Origin of the sequence: Gordonia terrae, assembly GCF_001698225.1 — a bacterium.
In the GTDB taxonomy this organism is placed as follows: Bacteria; Actinomycetota; Actinomycetes; order Mycobacteriales; family Mycobacteriaceae; genus Gordonia; species Gordonia terrae.
This window is the reverse complement of the sequence record NZ_CP016594.1, coordinates 408,629-427,408: the sequence shown is the minus strand read 5'-3', so window position 1 is coordinate 427,408 and position 18,780 is coordinate 408,629. Positions and strand designations below refer to the sequence as shown.

Annotated in this window: 17 protein-coding genes and 3 tRNA genes; 9 read left to right on the top strand and 11 right to left on the bottom strand. The window is 66.8% G+C overall.

Annotated features, from left to right (window positions below; genetic code table 11):
- Positions 1 to 11: 11 nt before the first annotated feature.
- Both BCM27_RS01940 and BCM27_RS01935 read right to left on the bottom strand, forming a co-directional pair.
- A complete protein-coding gene (locus BCM27_RS01940; protein WP_081487018.1) occupies positions 12 to 566 on the bottom strand; it encodes a putative glycolipid-binding domain-containing protein in 555 nt (184 codons plus the stop codon).
- A gap of 161 nt (positions 567 to 727) precedes the next feature.
- Positions 728 to 1,513 carry a hypothetical protein gene (locus tag BCM27_RS01935; protein ID WP_004021793.1) on the bottom strand — a complete coding sequence of 262 codons (786 nt, stop codon included), beginning with the start codon at positions 1,511 to 1,513 and terminating at the stop codon, positions 728 to 730.
- A gap of 532 nt (positions 1,514 to 2,045) precedes the next feature.
- Between BCM27_RS01935 and helR the strand changes: the two genes are divergently transcribed.
- Positions 2,046 to 4,223 (top strand): RNA polymerase recycling motor ATPase HelR, encoded by a 2,178-nt coding sequence (gene helR, locus BCM27_RS01930; protein ID WP_004021795.1) that lies wholly within the window; start codon positions 2,046 to 2,048, stop codon positions 4,221 to 4,223.
- A 214-nt stretch (positions 4,224 to 4,437) separates the two neighbouring features.
- Here the strand turns inward: helR and BCM27_RS01925 are convergent.
- Together BCM27_RS01925 and BCM27_RS01920 are read right to left on the bottom strand one after the other, a co-directional pair.
- Positions 4,438 to 4,513, bottom strand: a tRNA-Arg gene (locus tag BCM27_RS01925).
- Positions 4,514 to 4,565: 52 nt separating this feature from the next.
- A tRNA-Ser gene (locus BCM27_RS01920) sits at positions 4,566 to 4,658 on the bottom strand.
- Positions 4,659 to 4,776: 118 nt separating this feature from the next.
- On the opposite strand from BCM27_RS01920, the gene hisC reads away from it, so the two are divergent.
- Complete coding sequence (gene hisC, locus BCM27_RS01915) at positions 4,777 to 5,844, top strand: histidinol-phosphate transaminase (RefSeq protein WP_033204566.1); 1,068 nt, start codon at positions 4,777 to 4,779, stop codon at positions 5,842 to 5,844.
- A 34-nt stretch (positions 5,845 to 5,878) separates the two neighbouring features.
- Here the strand turns inward: hisC and BCM27_RS01910 are convergent, their stop codons facing one another.
- The gene (locus BCM27_RS01910) at positions 5,879 to 6,856 is read right to left on the bottom strand and encodes an alpha/beta hydrolase (RefSeq protein ID WP_004021797.1); all 978 of its coding nucleotides are present in this window, start codon (positions 6,854 to 6,856) and stop codon (positions 5,879 to 5,881) included.
- A 189-nt stretch (positions 6,857 to 7,045) separates the two neighbouring features.
- Here BCM27_RS01910 and BCM27_RS01905 point away from each other — a divergent pair, with 189 nt between their 5' ends.
- Positions 7,046 to 7,555, top strand: a complete 510-nt coding sequence (locus tag BCM27_RS01905; RefSeq protein WP_004021798.1) for an acyl-CoA thioesterase — start codon at positions 7,046 to 7,048, stop codon at positions 7,553 to 7,555.
- Here the strand turns inward: BCM27_RS01905 and BCM27_RS01900 are convergent.
- Complete coding sequence (locus tag BCM27_RS01900; RefSeq protein WP_004021799.1) at positions 7,529 to 8,776, bottom strand: hypothetical protein; 1,248 nt, start codon at positions 8,774 to 8,776, stop codon at positions 7,529 to 7,531. The two genes, BCM27_RS01905 and BCM27_RS01900, sit on opposite strands and share 27 nt — an antisense overlap.
- A gap of 151 nt (positions 8,777 to 8,927) precedes the next feature.
- Between BCM27_RS01900 and BCM27_RS01895 the strand changes: the two genes are divergently transcribed.
- The 3 genes from BCM27_RS01895 to BCM27_RS01885 all read left to right on the top strand — a co-directional run bounded on the left by BCM27_RS01895 (position 8,928) and on the right by BCM27_RS01885 (position 11,917).
- Entirely contained in the window at positions 8,928 to 10,016 is a 1,089-nt protein-coding gene (locus tag BCM27_RS01895; RefSeq protein WP_004021800.1) for a magnesium transporter CorA family protein, read from the top strand.
- Positions 10,017 to 10,151: 135 nt separating this feature from the next.
- Complete coding sequence (locus tag BCM27_RS01890; protein WP_004021801.1) at positions 10,152 to 11,120, top strand: ABC transporter ATP-binding protein; 969 nt, start codon at positions 10,152 to 10,154, stop codon at positions 11,118 to 11,120.
- The gene (locus BCM27_RS01885; protein ID WP_004021802.1) at positions 11,117 to 11,917 is read left to right on the top strand and encodes an ABC transporter permease subunit; all 801 of its coding nucleotides are present in this window, start codon (positions 11,117 to 11,119) and stop codon (positions 11,915 to 11,917) included. Before BCM27_RS01890 ends, BCM27_RS01885 begins: the two co-directional genes overlap by 4 nt.
- A gap of 16 nt (positions 11,918 to 11,933) precedes the next feature.
- On the opposite strand, the gene BCM27_RS01880 is transcribed toward BCM27_RS01885, so the two are convergent.
- On the bottom strand, positions 11,934 to 12,608 hold the full coding sequence (locus BCM27_RS01880; RefSeq protein ID WP_033204672.1) for a winged helix-turn-helix transcriptional regulator: 675 nt from the start codon (positions 12,606 to 12,608) through the stop codon (positions 11,934 to 11,936).
- A gap of 222 nt (positions 12,609 to 12,830) precedes the next feature.
- Between BCM27_RS01880 and BCM27_RS01875 the strand changes: the two genes are divergently transcribed.
- Positions 12,831 to 13,646 carry a class I SAM-dependent methyltransferase gene (locus BCM27_RS01875; protein ID WP_004021804.1) on the top strand — a complete coding sequence of 272 codons (816 nt, stop codon included), beginning with the start codon at positions 12,831 to 12,833 and terminating at the stop codon, positions 13,644 to 13,646.
- Positions 13,647 to 13,831: 185 nt separating this feature from the next.
- Here the strand turns inward: BCM27_RS01875 and BCM27_RS01870 are convergent, their stop codons facing one another.
- Both BCM27_RS01870 and BCM27_RS01865 read right to left on the bottom strand, forming a co-directional pair.
- Positions 13,832 to 14,704 (bottom strand): exodeoxyribonuclease III, encoded by an 873-nt coding sequence (locus tag BCM27_RS01870; protein WP_004021805.1) that lies wholly within the window; start codon positions 14,702 to 14,704, stop codon positions 13,832 to 13,834.
- A gap of 117 nt (positions 14,705 to 14,821) precedes the next feature.
- A complete protein-coding gene (locus BCM27_RS01865) occupies positions 14,822 to 15,031 on the bottom strand; it encodes a hypothetical protein (protein ID WP_004021806.1) in 210 nt (69 codons plus the stop codon).
- Positions 15,032 to 15,235: 204 nt separating this feature from the next.
- Here BCM27_RS01865 and BCM27_RS01860 point away from each other — a divergent pair, with 204 nt between their 5' ends.
- Positions 15,236 to 16,741, top strand: coding sequence for an ATP-binding protein (locus BCM27_RS01860; protein ID WP_004021807.1), 1,506 nt, complete (start codon positions 15,236 to 15,238; stop codon positions 16,739 to 16,741).
- Positions 16,742 to 17,079: 338 nt separating this feature from the next.
- Here the strand turns inward: BCM27_RS01860 and BCM27_RS01855 are convergent.
- Positions 17,080 to 17,167 (bottom strand) — tRNA-Ser (locus tag BCM27_RS01855).
- A 77-nt stretch (positions 17,168 to 17,244) separates the two neighbouring features.
- Between BCM27_RS01855 and BCM27_RS01850 the strand changes: the two genes are divergently transcribed.
- Positions 17,245 to 18,216: an NAD(P)H-quinone oxidoreductase gene (locus BCM27_RS01850; RefSeq protein WP_033204569.1), complete on the top strand. Its 972-nt coding sequence runs from the start codon at positions 17,245 to 17,247 to the stop codon at positions 18,214 to 18,216.
- 10 nt (positions 18,217 to 18,226) lie between these two features.
- Here BCM27_RS01850 and BCM27_RS01845 read toward each other — a convergent pair whose 3' ends face one another.
- Positions 18,227 to 18,724 (bottom strand): MarR family winged helix-turn-helix transcriptional regulator, encoded by a 498-nt coding sequence (locus tag BCM27_RS01845; protein ID WP_004021809.1) that lies wholly within the window; start codon positions 18,722 to 18,724, stop codon positions 18,227 to 18,229.
- Between the last annotated feature and the right edge of the window lie 56 nt (positions 18,725 to 18,780).

Here is an 18,780-nt window from a genome sequence, read left to right as displayed (position 1 = left end):
ACCGGCCGCCCTCAGACCCGGCGCGCGAGACCCGGGTAGTCGAGGACGAAACCGTTGTCGTCGACGGTGATGGTGGTCGTCGCGAGCGGCGAGACCACCTCGAAACCGCCCTGGACCGCGGTGTACGACATCGTCGCCGGCTTCACCTCACCACTCGGCAGGTACATGTAGGCGACGGGGACCTCGGCGGCCTCGGTCGACGAGGTCGACACATCGCCGCGACGGATCGGCAGGGAATTGAACATGGGCGACAGGGCAAGCTCGACGTCCTGCGCGCCGCCAAAGTCCGAGCGGGTGGTCTCGCCGTCGGGGCGACGGATCAGCCACGTGCCCTCGTCGTCGCGGGTGATGCCGAACTGCGTCTCGCCGTCGGCGCGCACCAGGTGCACGGTCAGCCGCTTGACCACACCGGCATCGGTGGTCTGCAGCTCGTACGACGCGGAGAACGCCTCGTGGTCGGCGGTCGCCGCGGCGATGATCCGTCCGTATGCCTTGAGGCGCGTGCCGGACACGACCAGGCGGACCTGTTCGAGTCGATCGGTGTCCTCGCCTCGCCACGTGAGCATCGTCTTGAACTCGTCGGTGGGGGCGGAGGACTGACCGCTGTCAGGGGCTGTCTGCGGAGAACTCACGAGACCACGGTAGCGAGCCACGGCCCCGATCACACATCGGACGAGCAGGTCATCCGACCGACACGCGGTATTCGCGGTGACGGGGACGTGAACACCTAGGCGATGCAGGACGCGGTTCGGCGCGTCGACGACGGCGTCACCGTGTCCTCCACCACCTTCTCGCCGTCGACAGTGATCGAACAGCTCACCGAGCTACCCGTCCCCGCGATCACCAACAGACGCAGCGGGTTGATCCCGCCGGTGAAGCGAACAGTCCACGGATTCGTCGGGGCGAATTCGGAGCGCAGGCCGGCGTCGTCGACGTACAGGATGGTGGCCTGACCGTCGATGGTCGCCTCGTAGGTCACCGGCTTGTTCTGCGGGTCGATTCGCTCACCGGGCCGGCCCGGAAGCTGTTGTCCCGGTTCGGGCGGGGTGAGGCTGGGCGGTTCGAAAGTGCGCGGGATCGGCATCGTGTCGGTGATGAGCGGCGAGTCCGCGACCGGTTCGTCCGACGACCCGTTGCGCAGACCGAGGAAACCGACGAAGGCCACCACGAGCAGCACCACCACCCCGAGCGTCAGAATCAGTGTCGCGGTGGGCACGTCGAGAATGCGCGAACGGGACTCACCGGCTGAGCTGTCGGCCTCGCGCTCGGCGGTCGCGATGCGCTCCGCCTCTGCGCGCTCCGCGCGCTCGGCCAGGTTCAGTTCGGTGTTCGTCGGCTGGCCGGGACGGAACATCGGGGTGCCGTCGGAGGCGTACCCGAGCGGGGGATAGAGCTGTGTCGCGACGGGCCGACCGTAGGGGTCGCGGGGCGACCCGGCGGGCAGGCCGCCGACCTCGCCGCGGTGCCGCGGATCACGGGCGCCGTGGTTCGGCTCCCCGTACGGCTGTCCCATCGTCGGCCTCCGGTCGAGATCCTGCGTCGTCGTCGACGCGTCGAAGCACCCGCTCCGAACCGGCGGACCGGCGCGACGCCGCGTGTCATTCCACCTCCGACCTTACGGCGCGAGGTCTGGTGCTCACGCCGACGATCGGAAAGCCGCAGGTCACGTCGATGCGGTGCAGAGAAGCGGACCAGTCGGTCGAATGAGTCGCGACCCGGGAGACCGGGAAATGAAGGCTGTGGCCGCGCTGCCGCCCCGCCCCCGTGCGCTCGGGGGCGGCAGCCCCCTGACAGGCCCCACCGATAGGAGTTCACCGTAGTGAACTGAAAGTACTTTCACATACACCATCGCGGCCCGCAACAGCTGATTGGTCATCGGATCACATGAAACCGGGGTCCGTTTCACCCGCGCGCCCGACGATCGCTCTTCCCCTTTCACCATAAGCCCTGGACAGGGGCTTGCCGCAAGGCCCCCCATGCGGTGCAGAATCGCTGTCGCACCTGCCGAGACCACCCTGCCGCCTGCCGATTCGGAGCCCCTCTCTGTGACCTCAGCCCCCGACGCCCCCTCCGACGCGACTTCGACGACCACCGCGGTGTTCGACCTCCCTCACCGCCTCTCCCCGAAGAACGATCCCGCCCTCATCGCCGACGACGCTCGACACTTCACGTCGATCACCACGAATCTGTGCCGCACGCTGGCCGACGCCGACGAACGCTTGCAGGGACTGCGGCGCGAAGCCGGCGGCAAGGGCCGCCGGGCGGTCGACCGCGACATGGAGATCCACCAGCTCGGGGCGCGCATTCGATCTCTGCGCCGATTCGGCCTCGACCTCTGCCTGGGCCGTCTGGTCCGCGACGACGGGGAGATCCTGTACATCGGCCGGCTCGGTCTGACCGATCCCACCGGCGACACCCTGCTCGTCGACTGGCGCACGCCGCTGGCCGCGCCGTTCTTCGCCGCCACCCGGCGTGACCCGATGGGGCTGCGGAGCAGACGCCGCTACCGCTGGACACACGGTCGGATCACCGACTACTGGGACGAGGTCTTCGTCGACGACCCGGCGGTGCTCGCCTCACACGCGGCACTCGACGACCAGTCGGCCTTCCTCGCCGACCTCGGTGCCAGTCGTTCTCCGCGCATGCGGGATGTCCTGGGCACCATCGCCACCGATCAGGACGCGATCATCCGCGCCGGATCGCACGGCGCCCTCGTCGTCGACGGCGGGCCCGGGACCGGCAAGACCGTCGTCGCGCTGCATCGTGCCGCCTACCTCGTCTACGCCGATCCGCGCCTCGCCGGCAATCGGGGCGGGCTGCTCGTCGTCGGGCCCCACCGGCCCTACCTCTCGTATGTCGCCGATGTGTTGCCGAGCCTCGGCGAGGAGAGTGTCCAGACATGCACTCTCGCCGATCTGGTTGCCGAAGGCGATTCGGCGACAACCGAAGCCGACGCCGCCGTCGCACGGTTGAAGTCGTCGGCTCGCATGGTCGAGGCCGTCGAACCGGCGGTCAAGTTCTACGAACAACCACCCACAGCACCCTTTGTCGTCGAAACGCCCTGGGCCGAGACAACTCTGACCCCGACCGACTGGGCGGAGGCCTTCGACGTACCGGAACGCGGCACGGCGCACAACGATGCCCGCGACGAGGTCTGGGAGGAGCTGATGTCGATCATCGCGTCGCGACACGACGACGACGTGCCGCACCACGCGCTGCGTCGTGCACTGTCGGCGAACGACGAACTCGTGACGGCATTCTCGCGAGCGTGGCCGGTGCTCGACGCCGCGGAGATCGTCGGTGACCTGTGGTCGGTGCCGGCCTTCCTCCGCATGTGCGCGCCGTGGCTGTCACCCTACGAGGTCCGCGCACTCCAGCGCAGCAACCCGGACGCCTGGACCGAGGCCGACCTGCCGATCCTCGACCGCGCCCACCGCCGGATCGGCGACCCGGCGGCGTCGGCCCGTCGTCGTAGGCAGCGCTCCGACCGGGAGGCGGAGCGCGAGAAGATCGACCAGGTGGTCGACGACCTGATCGCCGCCGAGGTCCACGACGACGGAGAGGGGTTGATGGCGATGCTGCGACACGAGAACCTGCGCCACAACCTCGGGGACGACCTCGACGGTGAGACCACCGGCCCGCTGGCCGGGCCGTTCGCGCACATCGTCGTCGACGAGGCACAGGAACTGACCGACGCCCAGTGGCAGATGCTGATCGATCGTTGCCCGTCGAAGAGCTTCACCGTCGTCGGCGACCGCGCACAGGCTCGCCGAGGATTCGGCGAGTCCTGGGCCGAGCGACTCGAGCGGGTCGGGTTGAGCGACGTCACAGCGGCGGGACTCACGATCAACTACCGAACCCCCGAGGAGATCATGGACGCTGCTGCACCCGTCATCCGCGCGGTTCTCCCCGACGCGAATGTGCCGACTTCTGTTCGGCGGGCGGACATTCCGGTCACGTACGGCGACCGCGCGGACCTCGACGCGGTGGTCGGCGAGTGGACGTCGACGCATCGAGACGGGATCGCCTGCGTGATCGGCGAACCGGGGTTCGCCGGGACCGACCGCGTGCGGTCGCTCACCCCGACCCTCGCCAAGGGACTCGAGTTCGATCTCGTGGTGCTCGTCGACCCCGACTCCTTCGGCGCGGGCATCGAGGGTGCGGTCGACCGCTACGTGTCGATGACCCGGGCGACCCAGCAGCTGGTGATCCTCCGCGGGTAGCCACCCCCTCGCCGATTGGGGTAGTGCCGTACTCGTGTCGACGCCGCGCGGCCCGGTGAGGATGGATGGCACCACGACGGATCATCCGCGAGCTCATCGGCGACCGCCCGAGAGCCGCCGTGCCCCAGAGCGTGTGCCCCGGCACCTCGTCCACCCACCCAGGGTCCGGCGCACACAGAAGAGGCCCGCCACCGGGATCGGTGACGGGCCTCTGTGGTGCGCCCGTAGGGATTCGAACCCCAAACCTTCTGATCCGTAGTCAGATGCTCTATCCGTTGAGCTACGGGCGCGTGATATTCAGTTGTACAGCTCTTCAGTTGTACCGCCGTCGGCCGACTGCGGTGGCGGAGGCGAGAGGATTTGAACCTCCGGTTCCGTTTTAAGCGGAACAACTCATTAGCAGTGAGTCCCATTCGGCCGCTCTGGCACGCCTCCCTGGCGGAGTCCTTTCGAACTGCCGAGTCGAAAGGTTACACACCCTTCGCGTCCACAAGCAAACCGGTTGGTCAGAGCCGGTTTCTGCGTCTCCGGGGTCGCGGCCTACATTGGTCGGGTGAGCTTGCGAATCCGCCCCGACCTGGACGACCTTCCCGTGTACGTGCCGGGCAAGACGTTTCCGGGAGCGGTGAAACTCGCGAGCAACGAGGTCACCGAAGGTCCGCTGCCGAGCGTCGTCGACGCCATCGGCGCCGCGGCCGCAGGCGTGAACCGCTACCCCGACAACGGGATGGTCGAGCTGACCGCGGCGCTGGCCAAGGGGCTCGGTGTCACCGAAGACGAGGTCCAGGTCGGCTGCGGATCGGTCATCCTCTGCCAGAACCTGATCCTCATCACGAGCGGACCGGGCGACGAGGTGGTCTTCGGGTGGCGGTCGTTCGAGACCTATCCCCTCGCGACCCGCGTCGCGGGCGCGACACCGGTGCAGGTCCCGCTCACCGGAGACCTGACGTACGACCTGCGCGCGATGGCCGACGCGGTCACCGACCGCACGCGGCTCATCTTCGTGTGCAACCCGAACAACCCGACCGGCACCGTCGTCGAGGCAGCCGATCTCCGTGAGTTCCTGAACAACGTGCCGTCGGACATCGTCGTCGCCCTCGACGAGGCGTACTTCGAGTACCTGCGCCTGCCGTCGAATCAGGCGTACGACGCACTCGAGCTCCGCCGTGAGTTCCCCAACCTGGTGGTGCTGCGGACCTTCTCGAAGGCGTACGGACTGGCCGGGTTGCGGGTGGGGTACGCGATCGGCGACCCGGAGGTCATCACAGCCCTCGGAAAGGTCCACATCCCGTTCTCGGTCAGCAGCGTGGCGCAAGCCGCAGCGCTCGCCAGCCTGGATGCCGGCGAGCAGCTGCTGGCCCGCACGGACGCGGTCGTCGCCGAACGCGCCCGCGTCACCGCTCGACTGCGCGACGCCGGATACCGGGTGCCGGACTCACAGGCCAACTTCGTGTGGCTCGAGCTGGGGGCGGCGTCGATGGAATTCGCACGCGCCTGCGTCGACGCCGGTGTGGTGGTCCGCCCGTTCGACGGTGACGGCGTCCGGGTGACCGTCACCAACGCCACCGAGGACGACGTGTTCCTACGGTTCGCCGAGAACTGGGAGGGCCCGCGGGCCTGACGATCTGTCGTCGCGATCGCGAGCCCGCGGCCGACTACAGCCCGCGGCCGATCGTCGGCCAGAGGACCTCGAGATCGCGCTCCCAGTACGCCCACGTGTGGGTTCCGATGAGCCGGAACCCGTCCGTATAGCGCACCCCCGCCGCGCGCAGCGTGATGGCGAATTCCAGCGAGCAGCGGTATGCACCCAGTTCGAGCGCCGACGACGACGCGGTCACGACCTCGCGCGGCCCCTCTTCCGGATCGATCTGTCGCTGGAGGTCGAGGGGACCGACGGCACCCGACCCGGCGGAGATGAAGATGTTCTTCCCCCGCAGGCGGTCCAGATGCAGGCTCGGATCGTGCGCGCGCCAGCCCGCGGAACCGAACGGGCCCCACATGTTGGTGGCGTCGCCACCGTCGCGGCCGACGGTGCCCCGGACATACGCCTCGTTGACCGGCCCGGACACCGGCGGACAACCGCTGAGCGAGGCCACCCCGGTGTACATCTCGGGATGACGGATGGCCAGCGAGAATGCGGCCTGTCCGCCCATCGACAGCCCGATGACGGCGTTGCGGCCGTTCCCGTCGAACCGTTCGTCGATGAGCGGGGGCAGCTCCTTGGTCAGGAAGGTCTCCCACATCGGCTTCCCGAGCGCCGCGTCCTTCTTCTGCCAGTCGGTGTAGAAGGTGCCCTTGCCGCCCGTGGGCAGCACGACGTTCACGTTCTTGTCCGCGAAGAAGCGTCCGGCCCGACCCTTGGTGATCCAGTCGCTGACCGCGCCCTCGGCGCCCGCGCCGTCGAGCATGTAGACCGTCGAGCGCGGCGCCGAACCGCCGACCGGCGTGAGCACCGAGAGCTTGATCCGCTCGTTCATCGCCGGCGAGAACACCCAGATGTCGGTGCGCAGAGCGCTCAGTTTCTCGGACTTGGCGATCCGCGCCACCTGTTTGGGAGCCGCGTCGGCAATGGCGGGGGTCAACAGAATCCCCGCCATCAGGCACACCAGACCTGCGATCAATCGCCTCGACATCCAGCCAACTCCCTCGCCGACAGTCCCCCCGAGCGCACTCGGACCCGTCGTGTCACCACGTACGCGTCCGCGCCGGTCGGATCGGCGCGGCGCGGACATCTAGACTCACAGACTACCCGGCGTCCAGCGGAGTGGAAGGCCGTGACCACGGCGTCTCACGGTCACCGGGACCGCCGAGGAAAGTCGACGATGCCCAGTTCACCTGCTGTTCACCCCCAGCCTCCCCAGCCAGACGACGCACCGTCGACCGAGAGGCTCGGGCGACACGACTTCGCGTACGTCGCCGACGTCGGGGTGCGATGGTCGGACATGGACGCGTTCGGTCACATCAACCACGCGCGGATGGTCACGCTCATGGAGGAGGCGCGCATCGCGTGGCTGTTGAGCGCCGGCGAGGACCACGCCCCGCTGATCACCAGCGCGATGATCGTGCACGTCGACATCCGATACCAGGCACAGCTGCGCCACGACGACTCGCCACTGCGAATCGGGATGTGGATCAGGGGCTTTCGTTCAGTGGACTTCACCATCGGCTACGAGATCCGCAGTGCCGGCGCCGAAGCCGACAGTCGTCCGGCATGTGTGGCGAGTACGCAGATGGCCGTCGTCGACATCGAGAAGCACACCCTGCGAAGGCTCACCCCCGCCGAGAAGGACTACCTCAGCGCGTGGTCACGAGGGCTCGTAGCGGGCGGGTAGCTCGCGAGGCACCGCCGGCGAGATCCGCGCGATGTTGCCCTGCAACACATCTCGATAGATCCGCAGTTGCTCTTCGCCGCTGCGGACCTGCTCGGTGAGTCGCTTGGCGTTGTCGACGGAGATCTCCCGGTCACCTGATCTCGCGATCAGCGCGTCGATGCGATCATCCAGCGTGGCCGCCTTGTTGTACTCGGCGAGGACCTGTAACTCGACGGCCGCGGACTCGACGACGTGCGCGACCTCGCCGAGCGCCTGGACGCGGTCGATGAGCTCGGTCCACACCGGTCGCAGCGTCGTCTCACGCTGATCGATCTGCGCGGCGAAGGTGCGGTCGAAGCCGCCGTTGCGCTTGGCCCGATCGAGGTCGATGCGGACAGCTCGCAGTGCGATGACGTCGGCGGCGATCTCGGCGACCTCGGCATGCAGGTTCACCTGGGTGCGCTGGACCTCGAAGTGGTCGGAACGCCACGCAGGGTTGCCGAGGATGCGGTCGTAGTAGTGGCCGGTGATGAACAAGAGCGTCTCGTAACCGTCAACGAAGGTCGCGGCGCGAGGCGCACCGGCCTGCGCGGCACCCCCCGGCGCCTCGCGCACGCCGGACAGGAACTGGTCGGCCCACTGCCCCGCCTGCGAGTTGCCCGACTTCGCGGCCACCTGCCCGACCACGCCGGCGATCCGGTCGAACGCCGCGGTTCCGGCGCGACGGACATAGCTCGACGTGTTGACGTTGGGGGTCGGCGTGCACAGCAGGCCGGCGAAGAGCCGGTCTCGTTCCTCGATCTCGAGATAGACGTTCTCGCGCCGCTCGCGCCGGATCGCCCTGGTTCCCGACGCGAACACACCCTTGGCTGCGACGATCTGCTTGCGGGCGTCCTCGCGGCGGCGCTGCAGACCGTTGAGCCGGTTGCGCATCACGGCACCGACCACGCCGGGCACCACCGGACTCGACAACTGGTGTTCGATCTGGACGATCGCGCGCTGCATGCGTCGGAGGTCGCCGAAGCCCGCGGACATCGACGGCATCGGCCGGCCGGTGGAGATCCGGCGCACCACGATCGCCCGCCCACCCGGGGTGAGATATCCGGACGCGATGAGCAGCGCCGCGGTGTCGGACAGTTCGCGCCGCTCGCCCGGCACCGCGGAACGATCGCACCACTCGCGGATCTGTTCGCTCGTGCGCGCGGGCATCAACCGATGTCCGCGGGAACTGCTGTCGACCATGTCGTCGCCGCCTTACCTGGAGATTCGGTGTCCGTTCCCGTCACAGACACCGATTTCGATGCTACCCGCGGACGACGACCACCCGGCGTGACCGACGTCGCCACTGCCTGTCGAACCGTCGGAAAACGTCCGACGGTGTCACGATGGCCACATGACAGTGCCCTCGGATGTGTCGGAACCTCGCGGCGTCGAACGCATCCGCGGTCAGATCTGGCGGAACGGTGATCCGGTGGACGGCTTCGACCTCGGCGAGATCTCCCACTGCCTGGAGGATCCCGAGAAACTGATCTGGGCGGATCTGGAATGTCCCACCCACGAGACGCTGTCCCGGCTCGCCGACGAACTCGAACTCGACCCGTTCGCGATCGAGGACACCGTCGCGGCGGCCGAGCGGGTCAAGACCGTCACGTACACCGGGCACACCTTCGTGATGGTCTACGCGGTGTCGCTGCACAACGGAGACGCACAGTCCGAGGACCGGGACGATGACGATGACGGCTCCGCGGCGACCGATTTCCGCGCCTCTGCGAACGGACGGGCGCGAATGTTCGACCTGCACCGCATTTCCGTCTTCGTCAAACGCAACGCACTGATCACCGTGCGACCGACCCCGGCGCTCGACATCGACGAGGTCATGCGGCGGTGGTCGGACAGCGGGGCCATGCAATACGGGATCGGCGCGCTCGTGCACGGCTTGCTCGACGTCGTCGTCGACGGACATTTCGACGCCGTGCAGCGCCTCGACGACGAGATCGAAGATCTCGAGGCGTTGCTCTTCGACGAGCGCATCCCGGGGCGCGAGCTGCAACGCAGAACCTACGACCTGCGCAAGGACCTCGTCGTCCTACGGCGGGTGGTCCTGCCGATGCGCGAGGTGATCGCCGGCATCCAGCGACGACGGTTCGACAACCACGCGCCGCCCGAACTCGATCCGCATTTCTCCGATCTCTACGACCACGCGCTGCGCGCATCGGAGTGGACGGAGTCGTTGCGCGACATGATCACCACCGTTTTCGAGACCAACCTGACCCTCGCCGACGCGCGCCTCAACACGGTCATGAAGAAGCTGACCGCGTGGGCCGCGATCATCGCCGTGCCGACCGCCATCACCGGCTTCTACGGACAGAATGTGCCGTTCCCCGGTTTCGAGCGACTACTCGGCTTCATCACCAGCACGACGCTCATCGTCGTGGTGGTCGTCGGCCTCTACCTCTCGTTCCGTAAACGCGACTGGCTGTGAGCTGAACTCCGATTGGACTGCGCCGCAACAGATTGCGCACCAACTCCCGGCTCTTTCCGGTGAATTCTCGCGAATCCGGTTGATTACGAGCGCGTTTGATAGCGTAAGTGGCCAACCCACCAACGGAAGGCACCGATGGAGTCACCCGCGATCACGATCGACGGTCTCACCAAGCGGTTCGGCAGCCTGACCGCGGTCGACGACCTCTCGTTCACCGTTGCGCCCGGTCGCGTCACCGGGTTTCTCGGACCGAACGGTTCGGGCAAGACCACGACCCTGCGGATGCTCCTGGGCCTGGTCGAACCGACCACCGGCCGGGCGCTGATCGGCGACCGTCCGTTCCGGCAGATCCCGCAACCCGCCCAGCACGTCGGCGCGGCACTGGAGGCGTCGAGCTTCCACCCCGGGCGCACCGGACTCGGGCACCTCAAAGCGCTCGCTCCACAGGTTGGCGTCCCCACGTCACGATGCCGGGAAGTGCTCGACTTCGTCGGACTCGCCCAGGCCGCGGACCGCCGCGTCGGCGGTTACTCGATGGGCATGCGGCAGCGCCTCGGCCTGGCCACCGCGTTGCTCGGCGACCCGCAGATCATCCTGCTCGACGAGCCGGCGAACGGACTCGATCCGCAGGGGATCGTGTGGCTGCGCGGACTGCTCCGTTCACTGGCCCACGAGGGACGGACGGTTCTCGTCTCCAGCCACGTGCTCGCCGAGGTGCGGAGCACCGTCGACGACGTCGTGGTGATCGGCAACGGCAAGCTGGTCCGGGCGTCGACGCTCGCCGACTTCGAGGCGCTGGCCGAGCACGCGGTCGTCGTGCGGACCCCGTCGCGGGCGTCGTTCGTCGCGCTCGCGGGTGAGCGCGGCTGGCAGGTCGAGGACACCCACGACGGTTTCCGGATTCCCGGCGTGAGCGCTGCCACGGTCGGTACGGCGGCCTTCGCCGCGGGCATCGAACTCCACCAGCTCGCCGACGTCGGCGCCGACCTCGAGGCGGTCTTCCTGAACCTCACGAGGTCGTCGGACGCACCGACGAGTCATTTCCCGAGCGGTCCACCCGGTCCCCCGGCCGCTGGCCCGACGTCGCCGGAGGCTGTCCGATGAGGGCCGCGCTGATCGCCGAGTACCGCAAGTTCACCTCCACCAGGATGTGGTGGGTACTGCTCGTCGCGATGGTCGTATACCTCGGCTTCATCGGTGCGGCGCTGGCCTTCTCGATGACCACCGAGAATGCGATGCAGCAACCGACGACCCTCGTCGGCGCCGACCTGGCCCGCTCGATCTACGCGCTCACCAGCCCGATCGGGTATGTGTTCGCCCTCGTGATCGGCAGCCTCGCTGTCACCGGGGAGTTCCGGCACAAGACCATCACCGCGAGTCTGCTCGTCGAGCCCCGACGCGGAGTCCTGTTGGTGGCGAAGCTGATCGCAGGTATCCCGATGGGCCTGCTCTACGGCGTCCTGGGCACGCTGGCGGTCGTCGCGACGGCGGCACCGATCCTCGCCACCGTCGGGGACGGCGCGTTCCTCGGTGACAGCTCCACCCTCGAGGTGATCGGTCTCTCGATGCTGGTGATGGTGCTGTGGACGGCGATGGGCGTGGCGTTCGGCGCGGTGGTGTCCAACCAGGTCGCTGCGATCGTGATCTTGCTGGCCTTCACCCAGCTCGTCGAACCCATCGCGCGCATCGCACTCGCGACGTTCGACGTCACGTCCTCGGTGTCGAAGTTCCTGCCCGGGTCGGCCGCCGACGCCCTTGTCGGATCGAGCTTCTTCGCGACGATGGGCGGCGGGAGCGACGACCTGCTCCCGCAGTGGGCCGGCGCGCTCGTGATGCTCGCCTACATCGCCGCGTTCGCGGTCATCGGTCGGTACACGACGTTCCGTCGCGACATCGCCTGAACCGGCTCAGCCACGCTCAGGCCGGTCGCGGAATCGCCGAGGTGAGGCTCTGACCGATCCACGACGGCACGTCCCGAGCCACCTCCGCGGGACCGTGGATCTCGACCCGATCGCTCGTGAGCGCGAGACGCCAGTCGATATCGCCACGCCAGATCTCGGTGAGAGTACGCAAATCGGTCACCACGGTGGCGTCGAGTTCGTAGCCGGGGTCGAAGTCGCACACCTGCGCCTCACCGCCGGCGACGACCAGCCACCAAATACTCGCCTTGCCGATGACGTCTCGAAAGACGAACTGCACCATGGTGCGTCGGCGCGGCCATCGGTCGATGGGGACGGTGCGGTGCATGTCCCACATGAGCAGATGGGGGTCGAGGTCGGCGTCGCCGAGTTCGCCGATCCAGCGGATACCCCACGCGCTCAACGCCTCCACGACCGTCGTGAGCTCCTCGCCCATGGCCGTCAGCGTGTACACCGAACGTCCGCCGACCTCCGAGCGGTTGATCACCCCCGCGCGCTCGAGACTTCGCAGCCGTTTGGTGAGCAGTGCCGGCGACATCTTCGGCACGCCGCGTCGTAGCTCGTTGAAATGTCTACTGCCCAGGAGGAGTTCGCGAACGATGAGAATTGTCCACCGCTCGTCGAGCAACTCCATCGCCTTGGCCACCGGACAGAACTGTCCATACGATGTCATCGCAGCCTCCCCGCTGCTGGTTGAGCCGGCCCCGAGCGAAGCGAGGCGCCGTGTCGAAACCTCCTCGACCCAGTACACACCCGTCGTCGACTGATGACCAGTACAGAAACTGAACTGCCACCGGTACAGATCTTGGTCTAGAGCCCGGGCCGGGCTTCGTCGGATGCTCGTTGTGTCCGGTCACGGACAACAGCCATCCGACGACTCGAGGGACCTTTCATCATGACCACTTCGCAACGCGCCCCGTTCGACGCCGAGATCAAGGCTCGCCACCGCAAGCTCTGGGCCTCCGGCGACTATCCGGCCGTCGCCGACCTCATCGCACCGCTGGGTCGACGCCTCGTCGACGCAATGCACGTCACCGCCGGGGACAAGGTCCTCGACGTCGCCGCCGGCGCCGGGAATGTGGCCGTACCGGCGGCCGAGGCCGGCGGGCACGTCGTCGCCAGCGACCTCACACCCGAGCTCCTGTCCGTGGGCGAAGCCCGGCACCGCGACCTGCCGATCACCTGGCGTACCGCCGACGCCGAGGATCTCCCGTTCGATGACAACGAGTTCGACATCGCGACGTCGTGTGTCGGGGTCATGTTCGCGCCGAACCATCAGAAGTGTGCCGACGAGCTCGTCCGCATCGTACGACCCGGCGGACGGATCGGGCTGATCAACTGGACGCCAACAGGTTTCATCGGCGAACTGTTCGCGGTCATGAAGCCGTACGCCCCGCCACCGCCGCCCGGTGCGCAGCCGGGTCCGCTCTGGGGCGACGCCGACCACGTGCGGTCGCTGTTCGGTTTCGGTGTCACCGACCATGAGTTCGTCACCGAGACCGTGGAGATCAGCGAGTTCGACGACGGCGCGGCGTTCCGCGAGTTCTTCAAGGCCCACTACGGACCGACGATCGTGGCGTACCGCAACATCGGCGACGACCCCGCGCGGGTCGCCGAACTCGACGCCGCCATCGCCGCCCACGCCGACCGCTACCTCACCGACGGACGGATGGAGTGGGAGTACCTCCGAGCAGTGCTGACGGTCGCGTGAGAAGGCGCCCCGTCACCCCACCGCTGGGTTGAGCCGGCACCGCACCCACCGCTGGTTGAGCCGGCACCGAGCGCAGCCGCCGGGCCGAGCAAGCGGCGAAGGAGCGCGTCGAGGTCGAGGCGCCGAGTCGAAGCCACTGGGCCACAAACGGCTTGCGTGATCCGGATGGCGCCGAGCGCCCGGACTCAGAGCTCGGCGTACTCGACGACCAGCGGGGCGTGATCGGACAGCCGAGCGTCCGGCGATGCCTCCTTGTCGACGACCACCGCGCGCGCCCGCCGGGCCAGTGTGGGCGACGCGAGTTGGTGATCGATGCGCCATCCGACGTCTTTGACGAACGACTCGCCCGCCCAGCTCCACCAGGTGAGCGGTCCGGGGCGGTCGCCGTGCAGTGCGCGGACGACGTCGACGAGCCGGCGCGGCCCGGTGATCTCGCCGAACCACGCCCGTTCTTCGGGCAGGAAGCCCTCCATCTTGCGGGCCGCGCGCCAGTTGGTGACGTCGTGTTCGAGGTGCGCCACATTGAGGTCACCGAGGAGGAGGAACTCCCGACCGGCGCGGCGTGCGGCGAGCCGGTTGCGCGCCAACTCACGCGTGAACCCGGCCAGGAAGCGTTGCTTGCGCGCGTGTTTGGCGCCACCGTCGAGCGTCTCGCGCGACGAACCGGGACGCTGCAACTCGGCGGGTAGCCCACCCTTGGGCAGGTAGATGTTGGCAACGGTCAGCGGCCGATCGGCGAGGTCGACCTCGACGTAGCGACCCTCGTGGGCGAAGGAGGGCAGTCCTCGAGCCTTGGGCGGATGGCTCACCCACGTGCGCACCGCGGCCGGTTCGTCTCGGGTGAGCACCGCGACGCCGTTCCGTCCCGCGATGGAGCCGACCTCGATCGCAGCGTGATAGCCGTCGAAGTCGCCGACGTCGTCGATGCCGCACCGCAACTCCTGCAGTCCGACCACATCGGGCTGCCGTCCGGCGAGCCAGGCGTCGAAGCCACGACGACGCGCAGCCCGAATCCCGTTGACGTTGAACGATGCAACGGTGAAATCACCGGTGACCATGGCTCTACCTTCCACGTCTCGGCCCCGCCGACGAAGCTAGGCGATCTCAGAAGAGGCTCCCACCCGCTCGGGACCCGGAAGAGGACAAATGCGGGCAGCATGCGGGCCCATCAGGTCCTACATGGGCTGCACCATGTTTGCATAAGTGCCATCAATCCCTCGCTGACCAATGACGACCGCAACTACCTCCAACTCCTCACCCGGGTCGTAGCCGAACAGGCCGGCAGTCCGCTCGACGCTGCGCTTGTCATGAGATGCGATCGCGAGCGAGGTCAGGTCCTCGTCCACGGTGACACAGAGAGCCCGAACGGCCAGGTCGATCGTCATAGGGCGCGATTGGCGGGTTCCTCACGCCCACTACGATGACGTTCGACACCGAATATGCGCGCATAACTAAACGTGAGCGACCGGCAGAACTTGAGCTCGAGGTAGCCGCTAACACCGTGGTGCCACTAGACATCCGCTACATGCGGCCGGAGGAAGCCCCGAGGCGCACACCTCTTTGAGCTGATTGAACTAACGTCACAACTTGTGACTCCCCCCTCGCCGCCACCACCCGACCCGCCAAGTACTGAGTTTGAGGCACTCGTCACGACGCTGCGAGAGCAACCAGCCGAGAGCGAGTGGCTCGAGTTCAAAGAGAATATGGCCGACCCGGAGGAGATCGGGGCTTACGTCTCGGCTCTATCCAACTCAGCGGCTCTGCATGGCGAGTCCCGCGGGTACATAGTTTGGGGCGTTCAAGACGGAACTCACTCACTCGTCGGCACATCCTTCAACCTGAGGACCGCTAAGAAGGGCAACCAATCCCTTCACCTCTGGCTGTTGTCGAAGTTGCGCCCGGACCCGGGATTGACGCTTCACTTCGGCAAGATCGCTGGCAAGGACGTCGGCGTCCTCGAGATTGCGGCAGCCAGTCACGCACCGGTGCTGTTCAACGGCACCGCGTACATCCGCATCGGCAGCCATAAGAAGAAGCTGAATGATCACCCTGTTCAGGCGAAGCAGCTGTACCGGAACCTTGACGACGTCCCGTTCGAACACCGACTCGCCGTGACGGGGCTGGAGGTAGATGAGGTCCTCGAACAGTTAGAGTATGGCGTCTACTTCACGCTCCAACAGAGGGCGGTCCCGACGACACCCGAACTTATTCTTCAGGCGCTCGTTGCTGACCAGATCGTTGTTTTGGAGCCGTCTGGACGGTACGCGATAACCAATCTCGGTGCCCTTATGTTCGCGGAACGTCTAACAGACTTTCCTGCGCTGGAGCGAAAAGCGCCCCGTGTCATTAAGTACAAAGGGAAGAACAAGCTGACCGCGGAGAAAGAGCAGCTCGGTGGACGCGGTTACGCTTGTGGATTTACTGGTCTAGTCGACTACATTGACAACTTATTGCCGTCTAATGAGATAATCGGTCGGGCACTTCGCACTGAGGTCAGCATGTTTCCGCCCAGTGCTGTACGCGAGATCGTGGCGAACGCTCTGATTCACCAAGACTTCTCGATATCCGGTAGCGGACCTTTAATCGAGTTGTACGACAATCGAATTGAGTTTACCAATCCAGGCACCCCGCTCGTGGATCCCGCGCGGTTCGTGGACGCCCCGCCACGTTCGCGAAATGAGAAACTTGCTTACATGATGAGGCGTTGCCATATCTGCGAGGAGCGTGGCAGCGGGTGGGACCGTATTGCGGCCGAGATAGAGATGTACCAGCTTCCCGCACCTCTAGTGCGAGTTAGCGAAAATCACACCGCAGTAACTCTTTTTCAGCACTTAGCCCCAAACGAGATGAGCAAGGAAGAACGGATAAGGGCCCTGTATCTCCACGCCGTCTTAAAATTCGTCAGCGGTGAACGCATTACAAACAGCACGGTACGCGAGCGGTTTGGGCTTTCAGATAAGGAGTCGTCGACCGCGAGCTCATACATTCGAGAAGCCCTCGAAGCGGGGTGGATCGCACCCCACGACCCGGATGCCGGCCGGAAGCACATGCAGTACGTACCCGCGTGGGCCAAGGGGACAACTGACTCTTTTTAGGGACTAACCCGCCAAGTTTGGCTCAAGCACCTCTGACCAGGCATTTCCTTTTTTAGAAGTATCTTCCGCGCGTCGCACCCCCATCTCGTACAGGAGGCCGAGACGCTTGGACCCACGGACGGTCAGACCCGATCCTCTGCGACCGTTCGGCGTGATCTCGGCCGCAGCACCCTTCACCGCTGATGCGTCGACAGCCCCGTGCTGAGCGTCTCGCACTGCTAATTCGCGATGAGGTGCGGCGGCGACTCGCACATCGCACGTCATCGGCTGAGCTGACGACGGCGGTCACCACACCTGGATGACGAAAACGCCCCACCTGCGCACGCAGGTGGGGCCCCTGGCGGAAGCGGAGGGATTTGAACCCCCGGTGGTTTTACCCACGCTCGCTTTCAAGGCGAGTGCATTCGGCCGCTCTGCCACGCTTCCCTGACGAGCAAGGTTACACAGCGACGCCGGAACGGACCTCGCCTGGCACTCCGGTGCGCTGTGACACCATCGAAGAGGTGAAAGCCATCGTCGTCGAATCCGAGAACCTGTCCCTCTCCGATGTGCCCGACCCGACCCCCGAGGCCGGTGAGGTCGTGATCGACGTGGTCACGGCCGGCGTGAACCGCGCCGACATCCTGCAGCGTGCGGGCAACTATCCCCCGCCGCCCGGAGCGTCGGACATCCTCGGCCTGGAGGTCTCCGGGCGGATATCGGCTCTCGGCGATGGCGTCTCCGGCTGGTCCGAGGGCGACGAGGTGTGCGCACTACTCGCCGGCGGCGGTTATGCCGAGAAGGTCGCCGTGCCGGTCGAGCAGCTGCTCGCGGTCCCGAAGGGCATCGATCTGGTGTCCGCGGCGGCGCTGCCCGAGGTCGCCTGCACGGTGTCGTCGAACATCTTCGACACCGCTCACCTGACCACCGGCGAGCTCCTGCTGGTCCACGGCGGGTCCAGCGGTATCGGCACGCATGCCACCCAGATCGCCCATGCGATGGGCGCGCGGGTCGCGGTGACCGCTCGCACCCCGGACAAGCTCGAACGCTGCCGCGAGTTCGGAGCCGAGATCCTCATCGACTACTCGAGCCAGGACTTCGCCGAGGTCCTCAAGGACGCCGGCGGCGCCGACGTCATCCTCGACATCATCGGCGCGAAATACCTGAAGTCGAACCTGAAGGCGCTACGTACCGACGGGCGCCTCGTCATCATCGGCATGCAGGGCGGCACCACCACCGAGATCAACCTCGGGCATCTGCTGGCGAAGCGTTTGTCCGTGATGGGCACGACGCTGCGCGCCCGGCCCGTGCACGGACCCGGCGGCAAGGCCGAGGTCGTCGCGTCGACGCTGACCCGCACCTGGCCGCTCATCGAAGCCGGGGAGGTCGTTCCCGTCGTCGACCGCGTGTTCCCGCTCGCCGACGCCGCTGCCGCGCATGATCACCTCAACAGCGGAGACGTCGTCGGAAAGGTGCTGCTGAGCGTCGAGGAGTGACCAGTAATGCTCAACCGGCCGTAGGAGGTTCCGCGGCGTCGACCGCCGCGCGGATCTTGCGGAACGCGGCACCGAGCGCGGCGAACTCGTCCGGGCTCATCGCGTCGACGACGAACTGCCGGATCACCCGATCGCGGACGTTGACGTGGTCGGCGAGGGTGCGTCGTCCCTGATCGGTGAGACGCACGAGCCGATGCCGCCCGTCGACCTTGGACTCGAGGCGCTCGATGTCGCCGTCGTTGCTGAGGCGGGCGATCATGCGCGACACCGTGCTGACGCGCATGTGCACCGCATCGGCGACCTCGCTCACGCCCAACTGCCGGCTGGTGCAGACCGCTTCGAGGATGCGCAGGTCGGATACGGACAGGCTCCGTTTGGTGAACTCGTCGTTGACGCGGGCGAACAGCGCCCAGCCGCCGTCGACCAGGTTCTTCCAACTCTCCGCCTCGGCAGCGGTGAGCGACCGGGGTGGGCCCTTGTCTGGACCATCAATCGTTTTTGCCGACACAGCATGACAACATACATTGTCGTTAACTCAAACAACACCATAGTGAATACCGGCAC

What these genes read in the sequence shown, in the direction of transcription:
- BCM27_RS01935 (WP_004021793.1), bottom strand. Translation starts at nt 1,513, where the DNA reads ATGGGACAGCCGTACGGGGAGCCGAACCACGGCGCCCGTGATCCGCGG.
- BCM27_RS01880 (WP_033204672.1), bottom strand. Translation starts at nt 12,608, where the DNA reads ATGACATCGTATGGACAGTTCTGTCCGGTGGCCAAGGCGATGGAGTTG.
- BCM27_RS01870 (WP_004021805.1), bottom strand. Translation starts at nt 14,704, where the DNA reads ATGGTCACCGGTGATTTCACCGTTGCATCGTTCAACGTCAACGGGATT.
- BCM27_RS01875 (WP_004021804.1), top strand. Translation starts at nt 12,831, where the DNA reads ATGACCACTTCGCAACGCGCCCCGTTCGACGCCGAGATCAAGGCTCGC.
- BCM27_RS01865 (WP_004021806.1), bottom strand. Translation starts at nt 15,031, where the DNA reads ATGACGATCGACCTGGCCGTTCGGGCTCTCTGTGTCACCGTGGACGAG.
- BCM27_RS01900 (WP_004021799.1), bottom strand. Translation starts at nt 8,776, where the DNA reads ATGGTCGACAGCAGTTCCCGCGGACATCGGTTGATGCCCGCGCGCACG.
- BCM27_RS01905 (WP_004021798.1), top strand. Translation starts at nt 7,046, where the DNA reads ATGCCCAGTTCACCTGCTGTTCACCCCCAGCCTCCCCAGCCAGACGAC.
- BCM27_RS01910 (WP_004021797.1), bottom strand. Translation starts at nt 6,856, where the DNA reads ATGTCGAGGCGATTGATCGCAGGTCTGGTGTGCCTGATGGCGGGGATT.
- BCM27_RS01890 (WP_004021801.1), top strand. Translation starts at nt 10,152, where the DNA reads ATGGAGTCACCCGCGATCACGATCGACGGTCTCACCAAGCGGTTCGGC.
- BCM27_RS01885 (WP_004021802.1), top strand. Translation starts at nt 11,117, where the DNA reads ATGAGGGCCGCGCTGATCGCCGAGTACCGCAAGTTCACCTCCACCAGG.
- BCM27_RS01895 (WP_004021800.1), top strand. Translation starts at nt 8,928, where the DNA reads ATGACAGTGCCCTCGGATGTGTCGGAACCTCGCGGCGTCGAACGCATC.
- BCM27_RS01940 (WP_081487018.1), bottom strand. Translation starts at nt 566, where the DNA reads ATGCTCACGTGGCGAGGCGAGGACACCGATCGACTCGAACAGGTCCGC.